Raw genomic sequence first — 24,856 nt, forward strand, 5'->3', positions numbered from 1 at the left:
CCGGGGCCTCCCCGGAGGAGAGGGAACCGGTATGATTGGCCGGCCCCGCGGCTTGCCCCGTGGCGCGGCCCGAACAACCACAACGAGCAGAGACTGATGAGGAGACCGACCCTTTGAGCAACTTGCAGCCCCCGTCGGAGCACGAGCTGGAGATCCCGAGCGAGAAGCGCTCCGGTACCATCCAGTCGGTCTCGATCGCCGCGCGCTTCCTCAACGTGCTGGCCAACGCGGAAAGCGAGCTGAGCCTCGGCGAGGTTGCCCGGCGCACGCAGACCGGGGGCTCCACCGCCCACCGCTACCTGCAGAGCCTGGTCAAGGAGGGGCTGGCCAAGCAGGACCCTGTCAGCGGCCTGTACGACCTGGGGCCGGCGGCGCTGAGTATCGGCATAGGCGCGTTGAAGCGCATCGAGGCGGTGGACATCGCCGCGCAGCACATGAAGTCCCTGGCCCTGCGGCATGCCGCCAGCGGTGGCGTGGCCATCTGGACCGACCGCGGCCCGACCCTGGTGCGCTGGTACCGCAGCGCCTACTTCTCGATCAATCCGTTGGCCCTGGGCGATATCCTGCCGATCGACAACACCGCCTGCGGCCTGGTGTTCCAGGCGTTCCTGCCCAAGGCCCGCATCGAGGCGGCGCGCAAGCAGCAGCCGGCGCATTTCCGCGGCACCCCGCCGAGCGCCGCGCTGCTCGAGGACATCCGCCAGCACTGCTGGGCCGAGCTGACCAGCCACCTGCTGTCGAACGTCACCGGCCAGGCGGCGCCGGTGTTCGACGCCCAGCAGGAGATCGTCTGCGCGATGACCACGGTCACCGACCTCGGCCAGTTACACGCGCCGGAGGACCGCCAGGCGCTGTTCCACGAGGCGGAGCTGGTCAATCAGGCCACCGGCGGGCGTGTGCTCGGCGCCCCGGGCCCGGCGCTGCCGCGCTGACCCGGCTCAGGCCGGGCTGGCGGCGAAACGCCCCTTCGGCACCAGCATCGGGGTGCCGCTCACCGGATCGGCGATGATCACCGAGGCCAGGCCGAACACCTGCTGCACCAGTTCCTCGGTGAAGATCGCCGCCGGCGCGCCCTCGGCGATCACCGCGCCCTCGCGCATGGCGATCAGGTGTGTGGCGTAGCGGCAGGCCTGGTTCAGGTCGTGCAGCACCGCGACTATGGTGCGCCCCTGGCGGTTGAGTTCGGCCAGCAGTTCGAGCAGTTCGATCTGGTGGACGATGTCCAGGTAGGTGGTCGGCTCGTCGAGCAGCAGGATCGGCGTGTCCTGCGCCAGCGCCATGGCGATCCACACCCGCTGGCGCTGGCCGCCGGACAGCGCCTCGACCGGCCGCTCGGCCAGCTCCGCCACCCGGGTCGCCTGCATTGCCCGCTGCACCGCCTGCTCATCGGTCGTCGACCATTGCCGCAGGAACGCCTGGTGCGGGTAGCGCCCGCGCGCCACCAGGTCGGCCACGCGGATGCCCTCCGGCGCCGTGGCGCTCTGCGGCAGCAGGCCTAGGCGGCGGGCGACTTCCTTGGCCGGCAGGGCGTGGATGTCCTTCCCGTCCAGCACCACCTGGCCGGTGCTGGGCGCCAGCAGGCGCGCCAATGCCGCCAGCAGGGTGGACTTGCCGCAGGCGTTGGGGCCGACGATGACAGTGAAGGAGCCGTCGGCGATGGCGACGGACAGGTTCTGCGAGATGGTCCGGGTGTCGCGGCGCAGGGTCACGGCGTCCGCATGCAGGCGGTGGGTCATTGGGGCTTCCGGGGTCGAGGGCGAGAGTTCATTATGCAGAATCTATTCTACGATATGGAATTTATGGCATGAGAAGCATTATCATATGGGCCGCGCGCCCGGGCCGGTAAGCCCTGCCAGGCGCCGTGCGACCACCGGTTCAGGCCTTCGCGCGGAACCTCGCCCACCCCTTGTGCAGGCCCACTGATGATCCCTTCGCGCCTTCCCCTGATGTTGCTCGGCACCGCGCTGGCACTCGTCGCCAACCTGGCGTTGGCCGCCCAGGACGCGCCCCGGCGCATCGTCTCCACCACCCCCAGCGTCACCGGCATCCTCCTGGCAATGGACGCGCCGCTGGTGGCTACGGCCGCGACCACCCCCAGCCGCCTGACCGACGCCAAGGGCTTCTTCTCGCAGTGGGCGCAGGTGGCCGACGAGCGCGGGGTAGCGGTGCTGTACCGCAACCTGCAGTTCGACATCGAAGCGCTGATCGCCAGCGACCCGGACCTGGTGGTGGTTTCCGCCACCGGCGCCGACAGCGTGGCGCCGCACCGGGCCGAGCTGGAGGCGCAGGGCCTGCCCACCATGCTGGTGGACTACTCCAACCGCGCCTGGCAGGACATCGCCACCGACCTCGGCCAGCGCACCGGCCTGCAGCGCCAGGCCCGCGAGGCCATCCAGCGCTTCGACGCCTACACCGCGCAGACCGCCGCTAGCATCCGGCCGCCGGCGGGCGCGGTGACCATTGTCGGCTACAACATCGCCGGCAGCTATTCGATCGGCCGGCTCGGCAGCCCGCAGGCGCGCCTGCTCACGGCCCTGGGCTTCAGGGTGAACGAGCTGCCGCCGGCGCTGACGGAAAAGGTCACGCGCGCCTCGGACTTCCAGTTCATCTCCCGCGAGAATCTGCCCGCGGCCATCAGCGGCGACAGCGTGTTCCTGCTCGGCGCCGGCGAGCAGGACGTGCAGGCGTTCCTCGCCGACCCGGTGCTGGCCAACCTGCCGGCGGTGCGCAACAAGCGGGTCTACCCGCTGGGGCCGAGTTCGTTCCGCATCGACTACTACTCCGGCCGCCAACTGCTCGACACCGTGGCCGGCTATTTCCGCTGAGCCATGCGCCTGTCTGCGGGGGACCTGCCGATACCCACACTGCCGCGCCGGCGCCGGCCGCTGGCCTGGGGGCTGCTGGGCGGGGTGCTGGCCCTCGGCCTGGCCGCCTTAGCCAGTCTGGCCATTGGCTCCCGCCCGGTGCCCCTGGAGGTGACCCTGGAAGCCCTGCGCCACGCCGACCCGCATAACGACCAGCACCTGATCATCCGCGAGCTGCGTATTCCGCGGACCCTGGTCGCGCTGCTGGCCGGGCTGGCCCTGGGCGCGGCCGGCACCCTGATGCAGGCGCTGACGCGCAACCCGCTGGCCGAGCCGGGGCTGCTGGGGGTGAACGCCGGCGCGGCCCTGGCGGTGATCGTCGGGGTCGCGCTGTTCGACCTGGCGAGCATCGGCCAGTACATCGGCCTGGCCTTTCTCGGCGCGGGGCTGGCGGGGCTGCTGGTGTTCCTCCTCGGCCGCGCCGGCGAGACCGGCACCAACCCCGTGCGCCTGGTGCTGGCCGGCGCCGGGCTGTCGATCCTGTTGGCCTCGCTGACCGGCATCATCGTCCTCAACGCGCCGCCGGAGGTGTACGACCGCTTCCGCAACTGGGCGGCCGGCTCGCTGTCGGCCAGCAGCTTCGCCACGCTGCCGCTGCCCGCCACGGCCATCGCCGCGGGGCTGCTCGCGGCGCTGTCGATCCTGGCCCAGCTCAACGCCCTGGCCCTGGGCAAGGACCTGGGCCGGGCGCTGGGCGTGGACGTGCGCCTGACCTGGCTGGTGGCGTGCCTGGCGACCATGCTGCTGGCCGGCGCGGCCACCGCCATGGCCGGGCCGATCGGCTTCGTCGGCCTGGTCGCCCCGCACATCGCGCGGCTGTTGGTCGGTTCGGACTACCGCTGGGCTCTGCCGTACTCGGCGCTGTTCGCCGCGGCCCTACTGCTGGGCGCCGACATCCTCGGCCGGGTGGTCGCCGCGCCGGCGGAGATTGCCGCCGGCACCGTCGCCCTGCTGCTCGGCGGGCCGTGCTTCATCCTGCTGATCAGGCGGTTCCGCGCATGCCGGCTCTGAACACGCCCCGCAGCCTGCGCCTGGGCTGCCTGTCCCTGCGCGTGCGGCCACGCGGGCTGCTGGTCTGCGTGCTGCTGGCGCTGCTGTGCCTGGCGCTGGGCACCTTGCTGCTGGGCACCGGCAGCCTGTCGATCAGCCCCAGCGAAGTGCTCGCCAGCCTGCTGGGGCAGTGCGAAGGCAGCGCCCAGCGCATCATCCTGCGGGTGCGCCTGCCACGGGTGCTCACCGCCGTGCTGGTGGGCGCGGCGCTGGGCATGGCCGGGGCGATCTTCCAGTCGCTGTCGCGCAATGCCCTGGGTTCGCCGGACATCATCGGCTTCACCACCGGCGCGGCGAGCGGCGCCATCGTGCAGATCATCCTGTTCGACGCCGGGCCCTTGGCCGTGGCGCTGGCGGCGGTGGCCGCCGGGCTGTGCACCGCCTTGCTGGTGTTCCTGTTGGCGATGCAGGGGCGCAGCAGCGGCGGCTACCGCCTGGTGCTGGTGGGCATCGGCGCCGGCGCCACCCTGGCGGGGCTGAACCAGACGCTGCTGGTGACCGGCAACCTCGACCGGGCGATGTTCGCCCAGCTGTGGCTGGCCGGCTCGCTGAACACGCGCACCTGGGCCCACGTGCTGCCGGCCGCGGCGGGGCTGCTGGCGATCCTGCCGGTCGCGCTCTACCACGCCCGTCACCTGGACCTGCTGGAGATGGGCGACGACAGCGCCGCGCAACTGGGCGTGCACGTCGAACGGACGCGGCTGGTCATGGTGCTGGCCGCCGTCGGCCTGACCGCCATCGCCACCGCGGCGGCCGGCCCCATCGCCTTCATCGCCCTGGCCGGGCCGCAGCTGGCCAAGCGCCTGACCGGCGCCGCCGCGGTGCCTTTGCTGTCGGGTGCGCTGATGGGCGCCGCGCTGCTGCTGGCGGCCGACTGGCTGAGCCAGAGCCTGGCGAGCCGGGCCAACCTGCCGATCGGCCTGGTCACCGGCCTGCTGGGCGGCTTCTATCTGCTCTGTCTGATCGCCCGTAGCAGGCGGCTGTAGGCCGGGCCCTCGCCGAGCGGTTCCGTACGGCCGGTGCGGGCTGCCAGCGCTGTTTTCATCAGTGCGTCGCTCATCGGCCTCCAGGCAGGCCGCCACCGCAGCCGGATCGGCCGCTCGCTGCGCCTAGTCCAGCACACGAAGCAGGTTGCCGCTCCAGATGTTAGCCAGGTCCTGTTCGCTGTAGCCAGCATCGAGCAGGCGCTGGGTGATCCTCGGCAACTGGCTGACGTCCTCCAGCCCTGTCACGCCGCCGCCGTCCCTGTCCGCGCCAATGCCGACGTGTTCCGGACCGACCACTTCGAGGATTTGCAGCGGGTGCCGCATGAACACCCCGACGTTGGCCCGGGGGCTGGTGCTTGCGGTCGACTTCGCGGATTTCGGCGTAGAGCCGCTGGACCTGTTCCGGGCTCAGTGCGGCCATGTTTCGGTAGCGCGCATAGAACTGCAGGCGTGCGCGTTCGCGCTCGGGCAAACCTGGTCAGGCGTTCCTGCAATTGCACCAGGAACTGCTGAGCCTGCCATTACTTCCTGAAACCCACCACTCTGTCTCCTGCATAGCGCACAACAACTATATCTTCACGGGCATGCCGCAGAGGCATTGCATTGCTTTCTCCTGTCTGGTTGCAGGGCATCAGCGGGTCAAAAGCATGTACGTCAGCCTACCGCCGAGTCCGTCGATCTTGCGCCTGATCACCCGCAACTGGAGTCGTATCAAATCGGGAGTCTGATACCCGATTGAACAACCCCGCGCGGACTGCCAGCATGTGGGCTTTCTCTTGCCCGCCGGATCAAGTCACGTTTTCGCGCCACTGGATGCGCTAGCGTGGTGGCTCGGTGCCGGTGAAGCGATTGAAGGCGCTCTCGGAGGCGAAGCCCAGCTCCGAGGTCAGGTCTGCCATGATCACGTCGCGGCGACGCCGCGCCTGTTGCTCCCGGAACATGCACCGCTAGTTCGGGTTGGCCAGCGCCGGCTCCCGGTGATTGACTTGAAGTGCACCCAGAAGTGGTGCGCGACATCCCCATGGCATTGGCCAGCTCGCCCTACTGCCTGGCCCTTCCAGGCTCGTTGTGCATCAGCTCCAGCACTGTCCCCGGAAGCTTATATCTGGCCGCCCGCAGCTAGCCGTAGCGCAGCGAATCGGTGGATGCCGGGTAGGCACGAATGGTTTGCACGAACAGCAGTTGGGTGAGCTGCACCGACACCAGGCTGACGCCGGCCACCACTGCGTGCGTTTCTCAACAATCTGTGCGAACAGCCATTTCAATCTCTCGGTCTGCTGCGAGCCGGCGGGACCGTGCCTCCGCCGCGCTCGTCTCCACCGACAACTCCATCCCAGGCCGGCTAACCCTGGTCCCCCAACACTCGACGGGAGCTGCTCAGTGCTCGAACTGCCTTTCGTCGGCGAGGCCATCGCGTGGGGCGGCGCGCCTGGCGAAGGCCTGTCGATATCAATAGGAACTGCGGGTCTTCGGGTTTGATCCGAGGGCTTAAATGGGCAATAGGGTCTGCTTGGTGAGGAGGCGGCTGTGGACTCAATTGCTATTGCAATCTAGCGGTTGCCCCGCCATTTTCTCCAAGCGGTCTCCCAGCCTTGCTGATGATCTATAACCGGAGAGATTACAACCTCACTGCAGGCATCTGAACGTAGCCTTTCCAGGTAGGCTTTGGCTAGCGATGCTGGTATCACGTGGTCTACGTCTCCCACCAGATGTCGCTGTGGTATAGATGCCAACCGATACTGATAGTCCAGCGGATCCAGCGAACCACTGAGGGGCGACAGCCCTTTCATTTGCGCCCAAAGCCGCGGGCTGAGATTGCCCGCTAGCGTTTGAACCTGAGCAACATCATTCCGCTGGGCAGCCAACAACAGTGCCAACGCTGCACCTCCCGAATACCCCACCAGCTCGAATTCTCGATTGCCGTAACGCTGCTTCATCTGCTCCAGCGCCTGACTGAGGTGGGTGACGACTTCCTGCGAAAAGCGCCGATCGGTCCAGAGGTCAGGTTCGCAGGCCGGTGCTATCACGAACTGGCAAGGCCGCGCCAGGTACGCATTCGGCGTCGGATCGTCCACCGCCAGGCGCGCCACCAACAGATTGTGCGGGCTCGGGTCCAGGCTGGGTTGCGTGGCGGTGGCCCAGGCATGACCATCCCCTTCCAGGTAGACGCGTAAACGAGTGGCTTTCGCTGTGTTCTGCGGTGCCAGCATGGCCAGCGGAAACGGTTGCCCCGGCAGGATCTCCAGTTTCCGCTCATGGGCATCCGCCAACTGCTGCAGCGCCTCGCGAGGCGACTGGCAGCCGGCGAGGAGGGCGCCGATCAGCAGCGCCGTAAGAACTCGACGGGCTCGAAGAAAACCGGCCCACAGAGGTGGGCCGGAAAGGGAGTGGCTCATCAGAAGTCGTAACGGACCTTGGCGGTGAAGGTGTCGGCGTTGAAGTCGGTCTTGCCGGTGTAGTCGTAACTGACTCCAACGGTAACCGCACCCAGGTGGTAATCCGCACCGACACCCGCTTCGTAGCTGTTGCGCACGGCCTTGGCGCCCTGGCTCACGAAGGGCGTGCCACCCAGCACGAAGGTCGACGTGCTCTGGGCTTCGTCTGCGGCGAAGTCATGGTAGGCCATCAGCTTGGCCTGCGGCTGCAGGTTGCCGTTACCGACCTGGAAGTCACCCGCTACCCGCACACCAGCACCGAGTTCCGCCACTTCGTAGCGTTGACTATCCACCTTGAGCGCCGCTGACGAGCCTTTCTCGTGGTAGCCATCGATATCGACGCGCGCATAGCGTGCGGCTAGGCGCGGCTCGACCAGGAACTGCTCGTTCAGGTGGTAGGTGTAGCCCCCCACCACATTGGCCCCCAGCACCTGGCTGTCGTAATCGCCCTTGGCCGTAGTGCCGGCGATACGGCGCTTGCTCTCGTTGTCGTTGAAGCCATAGCTCAGGTTGGCGTCGACGAAGTAGTTGCCCTGTTCGAAGCCGCTGTACAGAGTGAGGGCATTGCCATCGACATCGGTGGTGTTGCCGTTGTCGCTGTTCACGCTGGTGTGCAGGAAGCTGTAGGCCACGCCCAGGGTCAACTGGTCGGTGAGCTTGCCATCGGCGCCGAGGGCAATGCCGCGGCTGTAGGCATTGAAGCCGGCCACGCCATCGCGCAGATCCTGGTTGGCATCGCTGTACAGCGCTTGCGCCCAGATGCCGGTGTGCTGCAGCACATCCCCCGAGGACGCACCCCTTAGGCTGCTGGTGCGATTACCGGTGACGTTGCTCATCAGCGTTTGCCCACTGGTGGCCGCTTGCGTCGAACCACCGTTTACTTCGGGGACCAACTGTTCAGCCAGTTTCTTCAGCGCTGCTGGATCCTGCGAGGCATTCACGTAGGTTTGGAACACCGGATCGTTGGGATTGCTCTGCGCCAGCCCGGTCACCACTTGGCTGAAGGCCGCGCCCGCACGTTGGGCGTTGGCCGAGCCACCGATCTGGCCGATCACCTCGCCGACTTCGTTCTGGCTCTTGGTGCTGACCTTGGCCAGGATTTGGTTGTCGCCGCTGCTGACGGTGTCGACGTTCAGCAGGGCCGAGCGGCTGGTCACGCTCACCCCATCATCCTGCAGGGTACTGGCCTGGATCAGGGTATAGGTCGTGCCCTGGGCCTTGAAGTCATTGCCCTGGGCCGCCAACTGGATCTGCGAGCCCTTGGCGAACTCCGCCGTGTCGGAGACCGCGACCACGGCCTTGTTCGGATCCGTGGCCGAACTCAGGTTGAGTCCCAGCGAGGAGTTGCCGGCCACGTCCAGGTTGCCCTGGATAGTGGTGTGCGGCTGAGCGAATTCCAGGTGCGCCGGCGTGTTGCCCGCATCGCTGCCGACATCCAGCCAACCGGCGTCCTTCAGGCGGATGTTCGCGCCATCGGTACTGGCGTCGGTGCCATTGAAGGTCACGTTGCCGTTCACTTCGATGTTGGACAGGTCGATCAGGTTGCCGGTGATGCTGCCGGCATTCCACACCAGGTGTACGCCGCCACTGGCCTGGGAGGCATCGATGGCTTCGTCCTTGGAAACCAGGTTACCGCTGTTCTGGATGACCAGGGTATTGCTGGCATTCGCGCCGTCGATGTCGAAGGCACCGACCTCGATGGCCGCATCGTCAGCCTGGATCGTGCCGGTGTTGAGGATCTGAACCGGCGCGCTGGCAAAGCTCACACCGTCGAGACGCAACGCGGTTGCATCATCGCCGCTGGCCACGATGCTACCGTGGTTCTCGATCCCGCCGAGGTCCACGCGATCCGGACCACCCATGTCGTCGTCATAGGTGGCGAGAACGCCCGTCGATTCGGTACCGCTGACCTGGATCTGGCCGTTGTTGATCAGCTTGCCGCCGATGGTGCCGCCCTTGAGCTGGATGCCGGTGGCCTCGTCGCCATCGGCGAGGATCTTGCCGCTGGCGGCGTTGATCAGGTCGCCCTGCAATACCGACTGCCCGGCGAACTTGAGGCCGCGGATGCCGTCGCCCTCGAGCACACCGCCGGCCACCTGCAGGGTGCCTTCATTGACCAGGTTGCCGTGGATGGTGGCCGGGTCGATCAGCAGGCCAGTGACGCCCGCGCCGCTCACCGAAATGCTGCCCTTGTTCTGCAGGTTGCCGAACACCTCGGTGGTCGCACCGATGGAGGAGGGATTGTCGTCGTCACCCGCGTAGGACAGGTCGACGCCATTGAGGTCATCGCCGGTGGCTTGCACCTGGGCGTTGAGCACCAGGTCGTGGTTGAAGGTGTCGCTATAGAAGCGAAGGGGCTGGTCGCTGCCAGTGAAGGCGCCGGTGACTTCGGTACTGTCGGTGTAGGTGTTGCCTTCACTGTCCAGCCCGCTGTTGGTCAACGTCAGGGCGTGGGCGGCGAGAGGCAGAGCACTGGCAGAAATGGCCAGGGCGAGCAGGGTTTTGCGGTACGTCGGTGTCATGGGGTTCGGGTCCTTGAGTGTGTATGGCCGTGGTGCGTTGTTCTTCTGGGGTGTGTCTCGACGAGCAGCTCCTGGGTTTTCAAAAAACAAAAAGGTCCCCGCTCCGCCCACGGCCAGACGATGGCCGTGGGCGGAGTTGGGTATTCCGAGTGGGTGTTAGCGGAGGGGGGACTAGTTGCCGAAGCTGAAGTCGTAGTCACCCTCGCTGGTAGAGATCGACGCCTCGATGATCTTCTGGCAGTAGCGCGAGTCGACCTTCAGGACATCGCCAAACGGTACCTGGTAGGGCAGGACTTCATAGGCGTTGGCTTTGCAGTTGCCACGGTTGATGGTCACGCTGTTGATCGTGACGGCGTCTTTCTTGGCGGTGATCTGCAACTGAGGCGATCCCCAATAGGGGTTGTGCCCCAGCTCTACGGTGATGGGTGGTTCCGCGCCGCAGCCGGACAGCGCCACAGCCATAAGCAGTAGAGGGATGTACTTCTTCATTGAACGGATTCCTGTGAAAGAGCTGGTGATTACCAGGCGGAGCGGCAGAGGTTTTTCTTGCTGGTCAGGGGCTGGAGAACCTGGGGAAGGTTCTGGGTCGGAAGCGTCACCGTCTGGCCACCGGCACTGAGCTGCAGGGTGCGGGCCTTGCGCAGCGCGGCCCAGAAGCCCGGGAAGCTGGAGCTGCAGGCTTCGCAGTCGGTGTAGAAGGGATTGCTGAAGGTGGTGCCGTCGACGATGACGTCGAAGCCATCCTTTTCGGAGGAGTAGCGCTTGCCAGCGAGGGTGACGTAGGCGGAGACGGGGCTTTCGTCATCGTCCGGGCAGGCGATGTTCAACTGGTTGCCGTGGCCGTCGTCGACGAGGTGTTCCTCGACGCCCTGGGTGTAGCTGGAGGTCCATTCGGCCGTGCCCGCATGTGCGGTACAGATGGCCATGGCGTTGATGGCAAAGGCAAACAGCAGGGCTAGCGCTCTGATCATTTTCATGAAGGAGGTCTCTCGTGAATGAGATTTAGGCCTGATGAGTGTTGGTACTAGCCTCTTCGTAGAACTGCGTGTTTCTGTGATGTTTGCCTTCTGCATAGGGCTCCATGTTGTGTTGGGATTCACAGCCTCACGGCAAAAGCTCACCTCACATCAGCATGTCGAGAAGGTCGATAGTGATGATGTCGATGAGCAGGCATGAGGCTTTTCTCGATTACGGGGGATGCTGAAAACGAATATATCTGAAATTCAGATATCTGGAAACCGGATATAGGTTGTGGAGCTGTTCACAGGAGTGATCAGCCATCATGGCCAAAGCGATTTATCGTCCAGAGTACGCGCTCTTTCTGGCGATCCTGAAACGCCGACGTATAGCGGCAGGACTCACTCAGGTGGAGTGCTCAAAAGCTCTCGGGCACCCGCAGTCATTCATGAGTGATGTGGAGCGGGGGACTCGCCGACTCGATATCATTCAGATACGAGATCTAAGCAAGGTGCTGAAGACTGATTTAGTCAGTCTGATCAAAGAGTTTGAAGAGGCTCTTAGACAGACGGACGAGTAGAGCAAGGTCAGCCATTACCCATCGAGTAGTCTGCCTAGAGCAGCAGCCGAAATGAACAGATACCATAAGGCTCCTGTTTCAAGCCGATGGGGTAATGCGGGCTCCTACTCAGCGAATGACGCGCTGAAGTACAAGTAGAGCTAGTCCAAAGATGATGAGCAGCGGCCAAAAGCGCAGCATGAGCAGCAGCAATGCAACCGCCACTGCACAGTTGGCTAGCACGCCGATAAACACGAACAGCAAATCAATGAAGCGCACCAGGTTCATGGCGCGATCCTCCTCGTCGGTTAAATGGGGGGGTAACGCCGCGGATGTCACTCCGCGGGGTGTTGGTTCCGGGCCTCGGCGCGTGCTTTCAGCCGCGTTAATAGGGGGGGCGTAGCCGGTGGTTCTGCTGCAGGGGAAATTGAAGGGGGGCGATTCGGGAGTCGGCTCCGGGAAGAACTCCTCGGCGATGGCTCCGGTCTCCTCATCGCTGTCCTCGAAGGAACTATTGACAAAGCCCAGCCGCGCCGTCGCATCCAGGCTACCTGATCGAAGCCCGACGCCTGATGTGCTTCGTCAAGCTCCTGGGCCTGTAGCAGCGCTTCCTCCATCGAAAGGCCGCCGGGCACGGTGATGTCGACATAGAGGCTCGGTGAGCCGTGGCTTTGCCTGGAGGACTTCCCTCGCCAGCGCAGTTCCAGCGGCAGACAAGCCAGGTGGTGCTGAAGGGCGTTTCAGTAACCAGGACTTCGTCTACATAGCCGCTGATGACAAGTACCAATGTCCTGCTGGCTAGCGCGCAATCAAGCGCTTCTCGACGGTGGAAGATGGCCCCGAGTTGGATGCTTACTGGAGTTCTACCTGTGCAAGGATCAGTTGGGCTCGGTGAAGGCGCCCCAAGACGGTCGACGTCGTCGACTCCCTGCCGCGCAGTCCGGTGGGCAAGGTACTGAAGAAGGACCTGCGCGCCCGCTACTGGCAAGGCGTCAACCAGCAAATCTGAAGTCGAGGTGTCTGTGCAACCAATCTATATCGCCGGCATCGCCATGACCGAGTTCGGTCGCCAGGTGCGGCTCGATCAGGAACTGCTCGTCCAGGTGATAGGTGTAGTCACCGATCACGTTGGCCCAGGACTTGGCTGTCATCGTCATCTTGGCCATGGTGCTGGCGATGCGACGCTTGCTCTCGTTGTCGTTGCTCAGGATGGCGTTGACGAATAGGCAGAGGCAGTCAGATTCCATGAACTGGGAGCGGTGCACGTCGCGATTCCATCAAGCATCAAATTGAACGCGCGTTCCAGCGGACTTTCCCAATGCAGCTCTGATTGGCTGCTGCTGGGCCGACAATTGCCTGATGCCACGCAGAAACCATCCAACTATCCTGGCTGCTGAACCAGATTGGCGATATCAATTACAGATTGGATCCGTGCGATCAAATACGTGTCTTCATCGCTAACGCTATTGTGTAGTTCATGTTTAGTTTGTGTTTATAGGTAACATGTCCATTTCATATGTTTTACATTGACGTCCTGCATGTAGTTGCCGTTGGGCGGTAAGATCTTGCCGCTTGCTGCGGTTTGCCGCTCGCGGATCATCGGCAATTCATTGATCTATAAGGATTTTATTTATTGGCACGCACCTTGCTGAAGTGCTGGCAAGCCCACACCGGCAAACAGGTTCGTGACCATGAGCATCAGCTTCGACTCCGCCCTCGGCATCCACGCACAAGCGCTCAGCTTCCGCTCGCAGCGCGCTGAAGTGCTGGCCAACAACCTGGCCAACGCCGACACCCCCAACTACAAGGCGCGCGACCTGGACTTCGCTTCGGTGCTCGCAGCCCAGGCCGACAAGGCCAAGAGCGGCACCTTCAGCACCGCCGTCACCAACGCCCGGCACATCGAGGCCGACGGCGTGGCCATGGGCGACGACTCGCTGAAGTACCGCATCCCGACCAACCCCTCCATCGACCAGAACACTGTCGACGAGCAGGTCGAGCAGGCCAACTACGCGCAGAACGCCGTGCAGTTCCAGGCCAGCTTCACCTTCCTCAACAGCAAGTTCAAAGGCCTGATGGGCGCCCTGCGCGGAGAGTGATCGCCATGTCCCTTGCCAGTGTCTTCAACATCGCCGGTAGCGGCATGAGTGCCCAGACCACCCGTCTGAACACCACCGCCTCGAACATCGCCAACGCCGAGAGCGTGTCCTCGAGCCTCGACCAGACCTATCGCGCCCGCCACCCGGTGTTCTCCGCCACGTTCCAGCAGGCGCAGGGCGGCCAGGGCTCGCTGTTCCAGGACACCGACCAGGCCGGCAGCGGCGTGCAGGTGACGGGTGTGGTCGAGGACCAGAGCCCGCTGGTGCCGCGCTACGAGCCGAGCCACCCGGCCGCCGACGCCAACGGCTACGTGTACTACCCCAACGTCAACGTGGTGGAGGAGATGGCCGACATGATCTCCGCCAGCCGCTCCTTCCAGAGCAACGCGGAAATGATGAACACCGCCAAGCAGATGATGCAGAAGGTCCTGACCCTGGGTCAGTAAGCGCAGAGGACGCCCCATGAGCATCGATAACACCAGCAGCACCTCCAGTTCCATCCTCAGTGCGTTGAACAGCAGCTCCAGCTCCAGCTCCAGTTCCACTTCCAGTAGCGGCACCTCGTCGCTGGACAAGGACTCGTTCCTGCAACTGCTGGTCACCCAGCTGAACAATCAGAACCCGCTGGACCCTCAGGACAACACCGAGTTCGTTTCCCAGCTGGCGCAGTTCAGCAGCCTGGAAAGCATGGAAAACCTGGATTCGACCCTGAGCTCCTTCTACACCTCCTTCCAGTCTTCTCAGGCCCTGCAGGCCTCGTCGCTGGTCGGGCGTTCGGTGGTGGTCGAGTCCAGCGAGGCGCAGTTGGCCAGCAGTGGCGACAGCATCACCGGCTACTTCGATCTCTCTTCCGCGGGGGATGGCGTGCAGGTCGGGGTCTACGACAGTTCCGGCGCGCTGGTGAAGACCATCGATCTGGGCAGCCAGTCCGCGGGAAGCGTCGACTTCACCTGGGACGGTACCGACGACGACGGTAACGCTGTGGATGCCGGGACCTACACCTTCAAGGCTTCTGCGACCATCGACGGCACCGAGACCGCGCTCACCACCTATCTGCCGGCCACCATCGCCAGTGTGACACTGGGCACCTCCAGCTCGGACATGAAACTCAACCTGGCGGGGCTGGGCAGCGTTTATCTGTCCGACGTTCAAACCATTGGAAATTGATGTCGGCTGGCGCCGACGAAGGAGTCTTGCATGTCTTTCAATACCGCACTGAGTGGTTTGAACGCCGCCAGTATGGATCTCAACGTGACCGGCAACAACATTGCCAACGTCGGGACCACCGGCTACAAATCCTCGCGTACCGAGTTCGCTGACCTGTATGCATCCTCCATGCTCGGTACCGGGCGGCTCGCGGTGGGGAGCGGGGTGGTGACCAGTGCCGTGTCGCAGCAGTTCACCCAGGGCAACATCTCCACCACCGGCAACAGCCTGGACCTGGCGATCAGCGGCAACGGCTACTTCATGGTCAGCGATGGCGGCAGTCGCCTGTACACCCGTGCCGGTGCCTTCAGCACTGACAGCAGTGGCAACATCGTCACCAGCAGCGGCTATAAGCTGCAAGGTTACGGGGTGAATGCCAACGGCGACATCGTCAGCGGGGTGATCACCGACCTGACGGTGGATACCGCCAACCAGCCAGCCAATGCGACTTCCAGCATCACTTCGACGCTGACGCTGAACTCGGCGGCGAGTACGCCGACCACTACGCCCTTCGATGCCGACGATGCCAGCTCGTACAACTGGTCCACTTCGGTGAATATCTACGACTCGCAGGGCAACTCGCACACCATGACGAATTACTTCGTCAAGGACAGCAGCAACAACTGGACCATGTATTCCCTGGTGGATGGCCGCTCGCCCTCGGACCCAACCAGCACCGACGCGATGCAGACCACGCTGGCTTTCGACAGCTCCGGCAACCTGTCCAGCGTCGGCTCCAGCGACTTCACGGTGAACGCCAATAATACCCTGACGCTGAGCAACTGGGTGCCGGCGACCATCACCGACTCCACCACTGACCCGGTGACTTGGGGGAGCAATGGCGCTTCGGCGGCCACCGCCGGCATCACCCTGGACCTGACCAAGACCACCCAGACCGCATCGAGCTTCGCCGTCACCAGCGTCAGCCAGGACGGCTACTCCACCGGGCAGATGTCCGGCCTGTCGATCGACGAGGATGGCATGATGTACGCCACCTATACCAACGGCGAGTCCAAGGTGATCGGCCAGGTGGTGCTGGCCAACTTCGCCAATTCCCAGGGCCTGACACCGGTTGGCGACACTGCCTGGAAACAGTCGCTGGCCTCCGGCGAGCCGGTGGTCGGCACGCCCAACTCCGGTACCCTTGGCAGCCTGACCTCCGGGGCGCTGGAGGACTCCAACGTCGACCTGACCGCGCAACTGGTGAACCTGATCGTGGCCCAGCGCAACTACCAGGCCAACGCCAAGACGGTACAGACCGAGAGCACAGTGGCCGACACCATCATCAATATCCGATGAGGCGGGCAGCTTCCCCTTGCCGCGGGCGGCAGCTTCTCGCCGCCTGGCATGCATCAAGGCTCCTTTGGGAGCCTTTTTGTTTTTATTTTTCCTTATAAATCAATGAGTTATATATTTATCGGGATTCTGGCACAGGCTTTGCTGAGATACCTCCAGCACCGCCGGGAATCCGACCCGGCACTGGAGGAATGCCTTGGACAGAATGCTGTACGTCGCCATGAGCGGCGCGAGCCAGAACTCGCAGGCCATGCAGGCTCACGCCAACAACCTGGCGAACATTTCCACGACCGGTTTCCGTCGCGACTTCGAACAGGCGCGGGCGATGCCGGTCTTCGGCGACAGCTTTCCGTCGCGCGTGTTCGCCATGAGCGAACGCCCGGCGACCGACTTCACCGCCGGCGCGCTGCAGGAAACCGGGCGTGACCTGGATGTCGCCGCCAAGGGCGACGCCTGGATCGCCGTGCAGGCTCCGGACGGCGGCGAAGCCTACGTGCGTACCGGCAGCCTGGAAATCGACGCCCTCGGCCAGTTGCGCACCGGCGACGGTTTGCCGGTGCTCGGCAACGGCGGGCCGATCGCCATTCCGCCGGAAGAGAAGATCGAGATCGGCGAGGACGGCACCATCACCGTCCGCGGCCAGGGCAACAACCCCAACGCACTGGCCACCGTCGACCGCATCAAGCTGGTCACCCCCGACCCGAAGCAGCTTGAGAAGGGCACCGACGGCATGATTCGCCTGAAGCAGGGCCAGCCGGCGCCGCAGCCTGACGCCAACGCCAGCGTGCAGTCGGGGTTCCTGGAGGCGAGCAACGTCAACGCGGTGGACGAGATGACCTCGATCCTGGCGCTGTCCCGCCAGTTCGAGCTGCACGTGAAGATGATGCGTACCGCCGAGGATGATTCCCAGGCCATGGCGCGGGTTTTGCAATTTAGCTAATCACCAGATCGAGGCGTCATGAATCCGACGCCCGAGGAGAAGACATATGCTTCCGGCACTGTGGGTCAGCAAGACCGGCCTGTCCGCCCAGGACATGAACCTGACCACCATTTCCAACAACCTGGCGAACGTCTCGACCACCGGCTTCAAGCGCGACCGCGCCGAGTTCCAGGACCTGCTGTACCAGATCAAGCGCCAGCCCGGCGCCCAGTCGACCCAGGACAGCCAGTTGCCCTCGGGCCTGCAGCTGGGTACCGGCGTGCGCATCGTCGGCACCCAGAAGAACTTCACCGCCGGCAGCCTGCAGACCACCGACAACCCGCTGGACATGGCGGTCAACGGCCGCGGCTTCTTCCAGGTGCTGACCCCGGACGGCACCGTCGCCTACACCCGCGACGGCAGCTTCCACCTGAACTCCGACGGCCAGATCGTCACCTCCAACGGCAACGCCCTGGAGCCGGCCATCGTGGTCCCGGCGGAAACCCAGACCTTCACCGTCGGCAACGACGGCACCGTCTCGGTGACCGTGGCCGGCAACTCCACGCCGCAGATCATCGGCAACATCCAGACCGCCGATTTCATCAACCCGGCAGGCCTGCAGGCGACCGGCAACAACCTGTTCCTGGAGACCGCCGCCAGTGGCGCTCCACAGGTCGGCACCCCGGGGCTGAACGGCCTGGGTACCGTGCAGCAGAACACCCTGGAGAACTCCAACGTCAGCGTGGTGGAGGAGATGGTCAACATGATCACCACCCAGCGCGCCTACGAGATGAACTCCAAGGTGATCTCCACCGCTGACCAGATGCTGTCCTTCGTCACCCAGAACCTTTGATGCATGACGCGGGCTCCGTGCCTCGCGAGTTAGTGGCTGTCCCCGAGAGGTAGTTGCAATGAACCCTTCCTATTTTCTGCCGCTGCTGGCGCTCGCTGCGCTGGCCGGTTGCGTCAGTCCTCCGCCGAAGCCGGATGACCCGTACTACGCGCCGGTCATGCCACGCACACCCATGCCCGCGGCGCAGAACAACGGCTCCATCTACCAGGCCGGGTTCGACAACAACCTCTACGGCGACCGCAAGGCCTTCCGCGTCGGTGACATCATCACCATCACCCTCAACGAGAAGACCCAGGCGAGCAAGAAGGCCAACTCGGACATCTCCAAGGACAGCAGCAACAAGATGGGGCTGACCTCGCTGTTCGGCAGCAAGGCCACCACCAACAACCCCTTCGGCAGCGGCGACCTGAGCCTCAGCGCCGAGTACAGCGGCAACCGCGAGACCAAGGGCGACAGCGCGGCGGGGCAGAGCAACAGCCTGACCGGCTCGATCACCGTGACCGTGGCCGAAGTCATGCCCAACGGCATCCTCGCCGTGCGCGGCGAGAAGTGGATGACGCTGAACACCGGCAACGAGCTGGTGCGCATCGCCGGGCTGATCCGCGCCGACGATATCGCCACCGACAACACCGTGTCCTCGACCCGCGTGGCGGATGCGCGCATCACCTACTCGGGCACCGGCGCCTTCGCCGACGCCAGCCAGCCGGGTTGGCTGGACCGCTTCTTCCTCAGCCCGCTGTGGCCGTTCTGAGGGTGGCCGACATGGCTTTCACAGGAGCGAGACTGCTCGCGAAAATCGGCGCTGGAAGGGTTCGCGAGCAAGCTCGCTCCTACGGCCTGGCATTGCTGTGCCTGTTCCTCTGCCTGCCGGCCCACGCCGAGCGCCTGAAGGACATCGCCAGCATCCAGGGCGTGCGCAGCAACCAGTTGATCGGCTACGGTCTGGTGGTCGGCCTCAACGGTTCCGGCGACCAGACTACGCAGACGCCCTTCACCCTGCAGACCTTCAACAACATGCTGGCGCAGTTCGGCATCAAGGTGCCGTCCAGCAGTGGCAACGTGCAGCTGAAGAACGTCGCCGCGGTGTCGGTGCACGCGGACCTGCCGCCCTTCGCCAAGCCGGGACAGACCATCGACGTGACCATCTCTTCCATCGGCAACGCCAAGAGCCTGCGCGGCGGCAGCCTGCTGATGACTCAGCTCAAGGGCATCGACGGCCAGACCTACGCCATCGCCCAGGGCAACCTGGTGGTGGGCGGCTTCGACGCCGAGGGTCGCGACGGCTCGAAGATCACCGTCAACGTGCCGTCGGCCGGGCGCATCCCCTCCGGTGCCACCGTCGAGCGCGCGGTGCCGAGCGGCTTCGACCAGGGCAATAGCCTGACGCTGAACCTCAACCGCCCCGACTTCACCACCGCCAAGCACATCGTCGACCGCATCAACGACATGCTCGGCCCGGGCGTGGCCCAGGCCATCGACGGTGGCTCGGTGCGCGTCAGCGCGCCGCTGGACCCCAACCAGCGGGTGGACTACATGTCGGTGCTGGAGAATCTGGAGATCCAGTCCGGCGAGGCGGTGGCCAAGGTCATCATCAACTCGCGCACCGGTACCATCGTCATCGGCCAGAACGTGCGCGTGTCGCCGGCCGCCGTGACCCACGGCAGCCTCACCGTGACCATCACCGAGGACCCGATCGTCAGCCAGCCCGGCCCCTTCTCCAATGGCGAGACCGCGGTGGTGCCGCGCTCGCGGGTGAATGCCGAGCAGGAAGCCAAGCCAATGTTCAAGTTCGGCCCCGGCACCACCCTGGACGAGATCGTCCGCGCGGTGAATCAGGTGGGCGCGGCGCCCAGCGACCTGATGGCCATTCTCGAAGCCCTCAAGCAGGCCGGCGCGTTGCAGGCCGAGCTGATCGTCATCTGAGGACGCCGCCATGGACGCACGACTGCTCAACCCAGGCACCAGCACCGGCGACAGCCAGGCCTACACCGACCTCAACCGTTTGAGCCAACTGAAGAGCGGCGACCGCAACAGCCAGGGCAACATCCGCAAGGTGGCCCAGGAGTTCGAGTCGCTGTTCCTCAACGAGATGCTCAAGTCGATGCGTTCGGCCAACGAAGTGTTCGCCAAGGACAACCCGCTCAACAGCGAGACCGCCAAGCAGTACCAGGACATGTACGACCACCAGCTGTCGGTGTCCCTGGCGCGCGAGGGGCACGGCATCGGCCTGGCCGACGTGCTGGTCAAGCAGATGGAGAAGATGCAGGGCGTGCGCCACACCGGCAACAACCCCTTCGCCCAGGTGCAGGCGCAATCCGACACCCAGGCTACCCAGGCCACCCAGGCTGTAGCGGGGCAGGACCGGCAGCGGGCCAGGAGCCTGTGGTCCGCCAGCGGCAAGCCGCTGGCGCAGCCCGAGCCCGGCCGCGACGACCGCCAGGCGCTGAACGCGCGGCGCCTGGCCCTGCCGGGCACGCTGGCCAAGCGCATAGCCGCCGGCATAGTGCCGGACGCCAATGCCACCAACGCCAGCCAGCCGACGCAGCTGGCCAGCAGCGACTGGCGCAATGGCAAGGGCTACACCTCCAGGGACGATAGTGCCGCCGTTGTCGATACCTCTGCCATTTCGACCAAGCCGGGCAAGTCCATGTTCGCCTCGGCCGACGACTTCGTTGCCACCATGCTGCCCATGGCCGAACGCGCGGCCAAGCGCATCGGCGTCGACCCGCGCTACCTGGTGGCCCAGGCCGCGCTGGAAACCGGCTGGGGCAAGAAGATGATCGCCCAGCGCGACGGCAGCAGCAGCCACAACCTGTTCGGCATCAAGAGCGGCTCGAGTTGGAGAGGCGACTCGGCGCGCGCGGTCACCAGCGAATACGAGAACGGCAAGCAGGTGAAGGAAGTGGCCTCGTTCCGCGCCTACAACTCCTTCGAGCAGAGCTTCCAGGACTACGTCAGCTTCCTGCAGAACAACGACCGCTATCAGGACGCCCTGGATTCCGCCGCGCGCCCCGAGCAGTTCATGAAGGAGCTGCAGCGCGCCGGCTACGCCACCGACCCGCAGTACGCGCGCAAGGTGTCGCAGATCGCCAGGCAGATGCAGGTCTACCAGACCGTGGCCATGGCCGACGGCCCGACCCAAACTCTATAAGGAAAGCCCATGAGCCTGCTATCCATAGGACTGTCCGGCCTCAACGCCTCGCAAGTGGCCCTGAGCACCACCGGCAACAACATCAGCAACGCCGCCACCACCGGCTATAGCCGGCAGACGGTGGTGCAGAGCACTTCGCTGTCGCAGTTCAGCGGGATGAACTACATCGGTACCGGCACTACCGTCAGCGATGTCAGGCGCATCTACAGCCAGTTCCTCGGCACCCAACTGACCACCAGTACCTCGCTGGATGCCGAGGCCCAGTCCTACCTGACCCAGGTCAACCAGGTGGACTCTCTGCTGTCGGACACCACGACCGGGTTGTCCAGTGTCCTGTCGAACTTTTTCTCGGCACTGCAGACCGCAGCGGCCAGCCCGACCGACGCTGCATCGCGGCAGTTGGTACTGACCCAGGCGAGCAGCCTGGCCGAGCGCTTCAACTCCATCTCCAGTCAGTTGAGTACGCAGAATAGCTACGTCAATTCGGAAATGGAGAGCGCCGCCACCCAGGTCACGACACTGGCGCAGACCATCGCCAAGTACAACCAGCAGATCATCCAGGCTTCGGCCAGCGGCGCCTCGCCCAACGATCTGCTCGACAAGCGCGACGACGCGGTCAATCAACTGGCCGAACTGGTTGGCGTCAGCGTGGTCGAGCAGGATGGCGCCTACAACATCTACCTCGGCTCGGGACAGCCACTGGTGGTGGGCACCACCTCCGCGACTCTGACGGCCCAGCCCAGTACCAGCAACCCCGGGCAGGACAGCCTGATCCTGAGCATGGGCAGCTCGAGCCTGGACGTGACCTCGGTGGTTTCCGGTGGCGAACTGGGTGGCCTGCTGCGTTATCGCAGCGATGTGCTGGACACCACGCAGAACGAGCTCGGGCGGATGGCGCTCGTCATCGCCGACGCCTTCAACAGCCAGCAGGCCCAGGGGCTCGACCTCGATGGCGAATTCGGCGCCTCGCTGTTCACCGACATCAACGACGCGAGCCTGGTCGACAACCGCAGTCTGGCGAACTCCAAGAATACCGGAACCGGCAACCTCAACGTCACCATCAGCGACAGCGGCGCGCTGACCACCAGCGACTACAAGGTGACCTTCACCTCGGCGACCAGCTACACCGTGCAGCGAATCTCCGATGGCAAGGACCTGGGCAGCGGCGACCTGACCGACGACCCACCGCAGACGTTCGACGGATTCAGCATCAGCCAGCAGAGCGTAGGCACCATCGCGGCGGGCGACTCCTTCACGGTGATTCCAACCCGTAGCGGCGCTTCCGACATCAGCGTGAGCATGACCGATGCCAACGACCTGGCCTTCGCCTCGCCGCTGGTTTCCTCGACCGCCACCAGCAACTATGGCAGCGGGGTGCTCAGCGACCTGAGCCTGACCAGTACCCTGGACAGCGACAACGCTGCGGACCTTTCCAGCGCCATCCAGCAGGGACTGCCGGTCAAGCTGGTGTTCGACGCCGCCAGTGGTGGCACCCAGGGCTACACGGTCTACGACTCCAGCGGCAACGCCATCGGTACCGGCAGCATCGTGCCTGGGCAGAGCAACGAGTTGAGCATCACCGTCCCCGGCACCACCGATTTCACCTTCAGCCTGACCATCGCCGGTTCGCCGGCGGAAGGTGACAACTTCAGCGTCGCCTTCAATTCCGATGGCGGCGCCGATAACACCAATGCCACCGCCCTGCTGGGGTTGCAGAGTGCGGCGACGGTCGCCACAGGCAGTGGTACCGGCATGAGCGTGACCGATGCCTATGCATCGCTTACCGAAACCGTGGGCGCCAAGGCCAGCCAGGCGGATACCGACGCCACCGCCACCGCGGCGATTCTCAGTCAGGCCCAGAGCAATCGCGACTCGCTGTCGGCGGTCAACCTCGACGAGGAAGCCTCCAACCTGGTGATGTACCAGCAGTACTACACCGCCTCGGCGCAGATCATCAAAACCGCACAAACCATCTTCGACACTCTGATGAACAACCTCTGAGGAAACTGAAGCATGCGCATCTCCACCACGCAGATTTTTTCCTCGAACATTTCCGGCTATCAGAAGGGCTACGCGAGCATCGTCAAAACCCAGGAGCAGATCTCCAGTGGTGTGCGCATTCAGACGCCCGCCGACGACCCGGTGGGGGCCGCGCGGCTACTGCAACTGCAGCAGCAACAGGATCTGTTGACCCAGTACAGCGGCAACATGACCACTGCAGGCAACAGCCTGAACCAGGAAGAAACGGTGCTCAACTCCATCGTCAGCGTGTTGCAGCGGGCCCGGGAGCTCGCGGTAGCTGCCGGCAATGGCTCCTATACCGACGATGACCGGGCAGCCGTCGCCGATGAACTCGGGCAGATTCAGGAGCAACTGCTGAGCCTGATGAACAGCAAGGACGCCAGCGGCAACTACCTGTTCGCCGGCAGCAACAGCAAGGTCCAGCCATTCGTGCTCAACGCCGACGGCACTTACTCCTATCAGGGCGATCAATCGACCCTGAGCCTGCAGGTTTCCGACACCCTCATGCTGTCGACCAACGATAACGGCTGGACGGTGTTCGAAATGGCCGCCAACGCCAGCCGTACCTCCAGCGAGCTGACGAACAACCCCAGCAGCGATGGCACCCAGCGGGTATTCGTGTCCCAGGGCACGGTGAGCAACGACTCGACCTACAACAACAGCTTCCGCAGCGGCGCGCCCTACACCATCAATGTGTTGAGTTCGACGCAGTACCAGATCCTCGATGCCGACGGTAACGATGTCACCAGCGAGGCGACGACCAACGGCACCTACGACGCGACCTCCACCGACAGCAACACCATCAGTTTCCGCGGCGCCTCGTTCCAGCTGGACGTCGAGCTCACCGATAGCGACGACAGCAGCGACCTGGATTCGCTGGTCAGTGGCTATAGTTTCAGCGTCGGCCAGGCCGAGGACAGCATCAGCACCAAGCGCTCCTCGGCCAACAGTTCCAGTGCCCAGATCACCGCAGCGGCGGTGAGCGATGCCACGGCCTATACCACCATCTTCCCCAGCAGTGGCGTGCAGATCAAGTTCACCAGTGACACTGATTACGAAGTCTATGCCCTGCCGACCTCGGCCAATGCCTCGGCTATCGCCAGCGGCAGCCTGGGCAGCAGCTACCCGCAGACGGTGACGATCGCCGGCGTCGATGTGACCCTCAGTTCCGCACCTGCCAGCGGCGACCAGTTCAGCGTCACTGCCAGCACCTCCGAGCACCAGAACATCCTCAACACCATCGGCCAGCTACGCGATGCCCTCAATGCCTCCACCGACGGTGATACCCAGGCCCAACTGAACATACGCGATGCCGTCGCCTCGGCCATCACCAACCTGGACAACGGCATGAACCAGGTGCTGTCGACCATGTCGTCGGTGGGTTCCAGACTCAATACCATCGACGTGCTCAGTGCGGAGAACGAGAGCCTGAGCCTGGTCAACACCACGACGCAATCCTCTATCCGCGACACCGACATGGCCGAAGCCACGTCGCAACTGGTATTGCAGCAGACCATGCTCGAAGCGGCCCAGGCGGCCTTCGCTCGGGTCAGCCAGTTGAGCCTGTTCGACAAGCTCTGAGCACAATACCCGCTGTCCCGTCCGGGGCAGCGGAAGCATCCGCTACCCCCTTCGCCCGGTCACCGATCCTTCCCTCCAGGCGGTTCCTGCCGAACTGGCATTCAAATTGCTGAAGTCTTGTGGGAACTGTCTTTCAGTCAGTGAATTGACACTCCCCCTAGCGGCCAAATTCCGGGACGAGAGCCCAACCACCCGTGCTTTGACGTCTTCGCCAAGCAAAGTCGTGGTGGCTGAACGAGCGAGATGCAGCATGTCGAATACAGTCGTTTCCCATGGAGCCCCAACCAGACTCGCTGCTGGCCGGGCGTCAAGGCACCTGGAGCCATGCCGATCCGGTGCCGGGCCGGCCGCCGCCT

Annotated in this window: 25 protein-coding genes and 2 pseudogenes; 17 read left to right on the forward strand and 10 right to left on the reverse strand. The window is 64.3% G+C overall.

Annotation, left to right across the window (positions count from 1 at the left end):
- Positions 1 to 146 precede the first annotated feature (146 nt).
- Positions 147 to 932 carry an IclR family transcriptional regulator gene (locus tag M8R19_RS23880; protein ID WP_249920217.1) on the forward strand — a complete coding sequence of 262 codons (786 nt, stop codon included), beginning with the start codon at positions 147 to 149 and terminating at the stop codon, positions 930 to 932.
- Positions 933 to 938: 6 nt separating this feature from the next.
- Here M8R19_RS23880 and M8R19_RS23885 read toward each other — a convergent pair whose 3' ends face one another.
- Entirely contained in the window at positions 939 to 1,736 is a 798-nt protein-coding gene (locus tag M8R19_RS23885; protein ID WP_249919118.1) for an ABC transporter ATP-binding protein, read from the reverse strand.
- Positions 1,737 to 1,922: 186 nt separating this feature from the next.
- Between M8R19_RS23885 and fepB the strand changes: the two genes are divergently transcribed.
- From fepB to M8R19_RS23900, 3 genes are read left to right on the forward strand one after another with little or no spacing between them, the layout of a single operon-like run.
- A complete protein-coding gene (fepB, locus tag M8R19_RS23890) occupies positions 1,923 to 2,825 on the forward strand; it encodes a Fe2+-enterobactin ABC transporter substrate-binding protein (RefSeq protein ID WP_283939500.1) in 903 nt (300 codons plus the stop codon).
- Positions 2,826 to 2,828: 3 nt separating this feature from the next.
- The gene (locus M8R19_RS23895; protein WP_283939501.1) at positions 2,829 to 3,875 is read left to right on the forward strand and encodes a FecCD family ABC transporter permease; all 1,047 of its coding nucleotides are present in this window, start codon (positions 2,829 to 2,831) and stop codon (positions 3,873 to 3,875) included.
- The gene (locus tag M8R19_RS23900) at positions 3,863 to 4,900 is read left to right on the forward strand and encodes a FecCD family ABC transporter permease (protein WP_407072416.1); all 1,038 of its coding nucleotides are present in this window, start codon (positions 3,863 to 3,865) and stop codon (positions 4,898 to 4,900) included. Before M8R19_RS23895 ends, M8R19_RS23900 begins: the two co-directional genes overlap by 13 nt.
- A gap of 123 nt (positions 4,901 to 5,023) precedes the next feature.
- Here the strand turns inward: M8R19_RS23900 and M8R19_RS23905 are convergent, their stop codons facing one another.
- The 6 genes from M8R19_RS23905 to M8R19_RS23925 all read right to left on the reverse strand — a co-directional run bounded on the left by M8R19_RS23905 (position 5,024) and on the right by M8R19_RS23925 (position 10,828).
- Positions 5,024 to 5,224 carry a membrane dipeptidase gene (locus M8R19_RS23905; RefSeq protein ID WP_249920221.1) on the reverse strand — a complete coding sequence of 67 codons (201 nt, stop codon included), beginning with the start codon at positions 5,222 to 5,224 and terminating at the stop codon, positions 5,024 to 5,026.
- Between the two features lie 494 nt (positions 5,225 to 5,718).
- Positions 5,719 to 5,841 (reverse strand): hypothetical protein, encoded by a 123-nt coding sequence (locus tag M8R19_RS33220; RefSeq protein WP_283939502.1) that lies wholly within the window; start codon positions 5,839 to 5,841, stop codon positions 5,719 to 5,721.
- A gap of 609 nt (positions 5,842 to 6,450) precedes the next feature.
- Positions 6,451 to 7,296 carry an alpha/beta hydrolase gene (locus tag M8R19_RS23910; RefSeq protein ID WP_249919119.1) on the reverse strand — a complete coding sequence of 282 codons (846 nt, stop codon included), beginning with the start codon at positions 7,294 to 7,296 and terminating at the stop codon, positions 6,451 to 6,453.
- The gene (locus tag M8R19_RS23915; protein ID WP_249919120.1) at positions 7,296 to 9,857 is read right to left on the reverse strand and encodes an autotransporter family protein; all 2,562 of its coding nucleotides are present in this window, start codon (positions 9,855 to 9,857) and stop codon (positions 7,296 to 7,298) included. Before M8R19_RS23915 ends, M8R19_RS23910 begins: the two co-directional genes overlap by 1 nt.
- Positions 9,858 to 10,028: 171 nt before the next feature.
- The gene (locus M8R19_RS23920; RefSeq protein ID WP_023124076.1) at positions 10,029 to 10,346 is read right to left on the reverse strand and encodes a putative periplasmic lipoprotein; all 318 of its coding nucleotides are present in this window, start codon (positions 10,344 to 10,346) and stop codon (positions 10,029 to 10,031) included.
- Between the two features lie 29 nt (positions 10,347 to 10,375).
- Entirely contained in the window at positions 10,376 to 10,828 is a 453-nt protein-coding gene (locus M8R19_RS23925; RefSeq protein ID WP_249920222.1) for a YfjT/YkfB family phage-associated protein, read from the reverse strand.
- Between the two features lie 311 nt (positions 10,829 to 11,139).
- Here M8R19_RS23925 and M8R19_RS23930 point away from each other — a divergent pair, with 311 nt between their 5' ends.
- Positions 11,140 to 11,394 (forward strand): helix-turn-helix domain-containing protein, encoded by a 255-nt coding sequence (locus tag M8R19_RS23930; RefSeq protein ID WP_249919121.1) that lies wholly within the window; start codon positions 11,140 to 11,142, stop codon positions 11,392 to 11,394.
- 108 nt (positions 11,395 to 11,502) lie between these two features.
- Here the strand turns inward: M8R19_RS23930 and M8R19_RS23935 are convergent, their stop codons facing one another.
- Both M8R19_RS23935 and M8R19_RS23940 read right to left on the reverse strand, forming a co-directional pair.
- Positions 11,503 to 11,661, reverse strand: coding sequence for a hypothetical protein (locus M8R19_RS23935; RefSeq protein WP_249919122.1), 159 nt, complete (start codon positions 11,659 to 11,661; stop codon positions 11,503 to 11,505).
- Positions 11,662 to 11,708: 47 nt separating this feature from the next.
- A pseudogene (locus M8R19_RS23940) lies at positions 11,709 to 12,101 on the reverse strand (recombination directionality factor); the annotation flags it as partial.
- Between M8R19_RS23940 and M8R19_RS33515 the strand changes: the two are divergent.
- Positions 12,098 to 12,244, forward strand: a pseudogene (locus M8R19_RS33515) (IS5/IS1182 family transposase); the annotation flags it as partial. The pseudogenes M8R19_RS23940 and M8R19_RS33515 sit on opposite strands and share 4 nt — an antisense overlap.
- A gap of 121 nt (positions 12,245 to 12,365) precedes the next feature.
- On the opposite strand, the gene M8R19_RS23945 reads toward M8R19_RS33515, so the two are convergent.
- Complete coding sequence (locus M8R19_RS23945) at positions 12,366 to 12,638, reverse strand: hypothetical protein (RefSeq protein ID WP_249919123.1); 273 nt, start codon at positions 12,636 to 12,638, stop codon at positions 12,366 to 12,368.
- 426 nt (positions 12,639 to 13,064) lie between these two features.
- On the opposite strand from M8R19_RS23945, the gene flgB reads away from it, so the two are divergent.
- The 11 genes from flgB (at position 13,065) to M8R19_RS24000 (ending at position 24,500) form a co-directional block, all read left to right on the forward strand.
- Entirely contained in the window at positions 13,065 to 13,472 is a 408-nt protein-coding gene (flgB, locus tag M8R19_RS23950) for a flagellar basal body rod protein FlgB (RefSeq protein WP_009620829.1), read from the forward strand.
- Positions 13,473 to 13,477: 5 nt separating this feature from the next.
- Positions 13,478 to 13,918, forward strand: a complete 441-nt coding sequence (flgC, locus tag M8R19_RS23955) for a flagellar basal body rod protein FlgC (protein WP_249919124.1) — start codon at positions 13,478 to 13,480, stop codon at positions 13,916 to 13,918.
- A 16-nt stretch (positions 13,919 to 13,934) separates the two neighbouring features.
- On the forward strand, positions 13,935 to 14,639 hold the full coding sequence (gene flgD, locus M8R19_RS23960) for a flagellar hook assembly protein FlgD (RefSeq protein ID WP_249919125.1): 705 nt from the start codon (positions 13,935 to 13,937) through the stop codon (positions 14,637 to 14,639).
- Positions 14,640 to 14,669: 30 nt separating this feature from the next.
- Complete coding sequence (gene flgE / locus M8R19_RS23965; protein WP_249919126.1) at positions 14,670 to 15,977, forward strand: flagellar hook protein FlgE; 1,308 nt, start codon at positions 14,670 to 14,672, stop codon at positions 15,975 to 15,977.
- A 193-nt stretch (positions 15,978 to 16,170) separates the two neighbouring features.
- Complete coding sequence (gene flgF, locus M8R19_RS23970) at positions 16,171 to 16,914, forward strand: flagellar basal-body rod protein FlgF (RefSeq protein ID WP_249919127.1); 744 nt, start codon at positions 16,171 to 16,173, stop codon at positions 16,912 to 16,914.
- 46 nt (positions 16,915 to 16,960) lie between these two features.
- Complete coding sequence (gene flgG / locus M8R19_RS23975; RefSeq protein WP_249919128.1) at positions 16,961 to 17,746, forward strand: flagellar basal-body rod protein FlgG; 786 nt, start codon at positions 16,961 to 16,963, stop codon at positions 17,744 to 17,746.
- A 58-nt stretch (positions 17,747 to 17,804) separates the two neighbouring features.
- A complete protein-coding gene (gene flgH / locus M8R19_RS23980; protein WP_249919129.1) occupies positions 17,805 to 18,497 on the forward strand; it encodes a flagellar basal body L-ring protein FlgH in 693 nt (230 codons plus the stop codon).
- An 11-nt stretch (positions 18,498 to 18,508) separates the two neighbouring features.
- A complete protein-coding gene (locus M8R19_RS23985) occupies positions 18,509 to 19,669 on the forward strand; it encodes a flagellar basal body P-ring protein FlgI (protein WP_249919130.1) in 1,161 nt (386 codons plus the stop codon).
- Between the two features lie 10 nt (positions 19,670 to 19,679).
- Positions 19,680 to 20,897, forward strand: a complete 1,218-nt coding sequence (flgJ, locus tag M8R19_RS23990; protein ID WP_249919131.1) for a flagellar assembly peptidoglycan hydrolase FlgJ — start codon at positions 19,680 to 19,682, stop codon at positions 20,895 to 20,897.
- Positions 20,898 to 20,906: 9 nt separating this feature from the next.
- On the forward strand, positions 20,907 to 22,898 hold the full coding sequence (gene flgK, locus M8R19_RS23995; RefSeq protein WP_249919132.1) for a flagellar hook-associated protein FlgK: 1,992 nt from the start codon (positions 20,907 to 20,909) through the stop codon (positions 22,896 to 22,898).
- A gap of 12 nt (positions 22,899 to 22,910) precedes the next feature.
- Positions 22,911 to 24,500, forward strand: coding sequence for a flagellar hook-associated protein 3 (locus tag M8R19_RS24000; protein ID WP_249919133.1), 1,590 nt, complete (start codon positions 22,911 to 22,913; stop codon positions 24,498 to 24,500).
- Positions 24,501 to 24,856 lie beyond the last annotated feature (356 nt).

Origin of the sequence: Pseudomonas sp. R3.Fl, assembly GCF_023516765.1 — a bacterium.
In the GTDB taxonomy this organism is placed as follows: domain Bacteria; phylum Pseudomonadota; class Gammaproteobacteria; order Pseudomonadales; family Pseudomonadaceae; genus Pseudomonas; species Pseudomonas citronellolis.

Bases quoted from the DNA above. Each gene is read 5' to 3' on its own strand.
- M8R19_RS23885 (WP_249919118.1), bottom strand. From the start codon at position 1,736: ATGACCCACCGCCTGCATGCGGACGCCGTGACCCTGCGCCGCGACACC.
- fepB (WP_283939500.1), top strand. From the start codon at position 1,923: ATGATCCCTTCGCGCCTTCCCCTGATGTTGCTCGGCACCGCGCTGGCA.
- M8R19_RS23895 (WP_283939501.1), top strand. From the start codon at position 2,829: ATGCGCCTGTCTGCGGGGGACCTGCCGATACCCACACTGCCGCGCCGG.
- M8R19_RS23900 (WP_407072416.1), top strand. From the start codon at position 3,863: ATGCCGGCTCTGAACACGCCCCGCAGCCTGCGCCTGGGCTGCCTGTCC.
- M8R19_RS23905 (WP_249920221.1), bottom strand. From the start codon at position 5,224: ATGCGGCACCCGCTGCAAATCCTCGAAGTGGTCGGTCCGGAACACGTC.
- M8R19_RS33220 (WP_283939502.1), bottom strand. From the start codon at position 5,841: ATGTTCCGGGAGCAACAGGCGCGGCGTCGCCGCGACGTGATCATGGCA.
- M8R19_RS23910 (WP_249919119.1), bottom strand. From the start codon at position 7,296: ATGAGCCACTCCCTTTCCGGCCCACCTCTGTGGGCCGGTTTTCTTCGA.
- M8R19_RS23915 (WP_249919120.1), bottom strand. From the start codon at position 9,857: ATGACACCGACGTACCGCAAAACCCTGCTCGCCCTGGCCATTTCTGCC.
- M8R19_RS23920 (WP_023124076.1), bottom strand. From the start codon at position 10,346: ATGAAGAAGTACATCCCTCTACTGCTTATGGCTGTGGCGCTGTCCGGC.
- M8R19_RS23925 (WP_249920222.1), bottom strand. From the start codon at position 10,828: ATGATCAGAGCGCTAGCCCTGCTGTTTGCCTTTGCCATCAACGCCATG.
- M8R19_RS23930 (WP_249919121.1), top strand. From the start codon at position 11,140: ATGGCCAAAGCGATTTATCGTCCAGAGTACGCGCTCTTTCTGGCGATC.
- M8R19_RS23935 (WP_249919122.1), bottom strand. From the start codon at position 11,661: ATGAACCTGGTGCGCTTCATTGATTTGCTGTTCGTGTTTATCGGCGTG.
- flgB (WP_009620829.1), top strand. From the start codon at position 13,065: ATGAGCATCAGCTTCGACTCCGCCCTCGGCATCCACGCACAAGCGCTC.
- flgC (WP_249919124.1), top strand. From the start codon at position 13,478: ATGTCCCTTGCCAGTGTCTTCAACATCGCCGGTAGCGGCATGAGTGCC.
- flgD (WP_249919125.1), top strand. From the start codon at position 13,935: ATGAGCATCGATAACACCAGCAGCACCTCCAGTTCCATCCTCAGTGCG.
- flgE (WP_249919126.1), top strand. From the start codon at position 14,670: ATGTCTTTCAATACCGCACTGAGTGGTTTGAACGCCGCCAGTATGGAT.
- flgG (WP_249919128.1), top strand. From the start codon at position 16,961: ATGCTTCCGGCACTGTGGGTCAGCAAGACCGGCCTGTCCGCCCAGGAC.
- flgH (WP_249919129.1), top strand. From the start codon at position 17,805: ATGAACCCTTCCTATTTTCTGCCGCTGCTGGCGCTCGCTGCGCTGGCC.
- M8R19_RS23985 (WP_249919130.1), top strand. From the start codon at position 18,509: ATGGCTTTCACAGGAGCGAGACTGCTCGCGAAAATCGGCGCTGGAAGG.
- flgJ (WP_249919131.1), top strand. From the start codon at position 19,680: ATGGACGCACGACTGCTCAACCCAGGCACCAGCACCGGCGACAGCCAG.
- flgK (WP_249919132.1), top strand. From the start codon at position 20,907: ATGAGCCTGCTATCCATAGGACTGTCCGGCCTCAACGCCTCGCAAGTG.
- M8R19_RS24000 (WP_249919133.1), top strand. From the start codon at position 22,911: ATGCGCATCTCCACCACGCAGATTTTTTCCTCGAACATTTCCGGCTAT.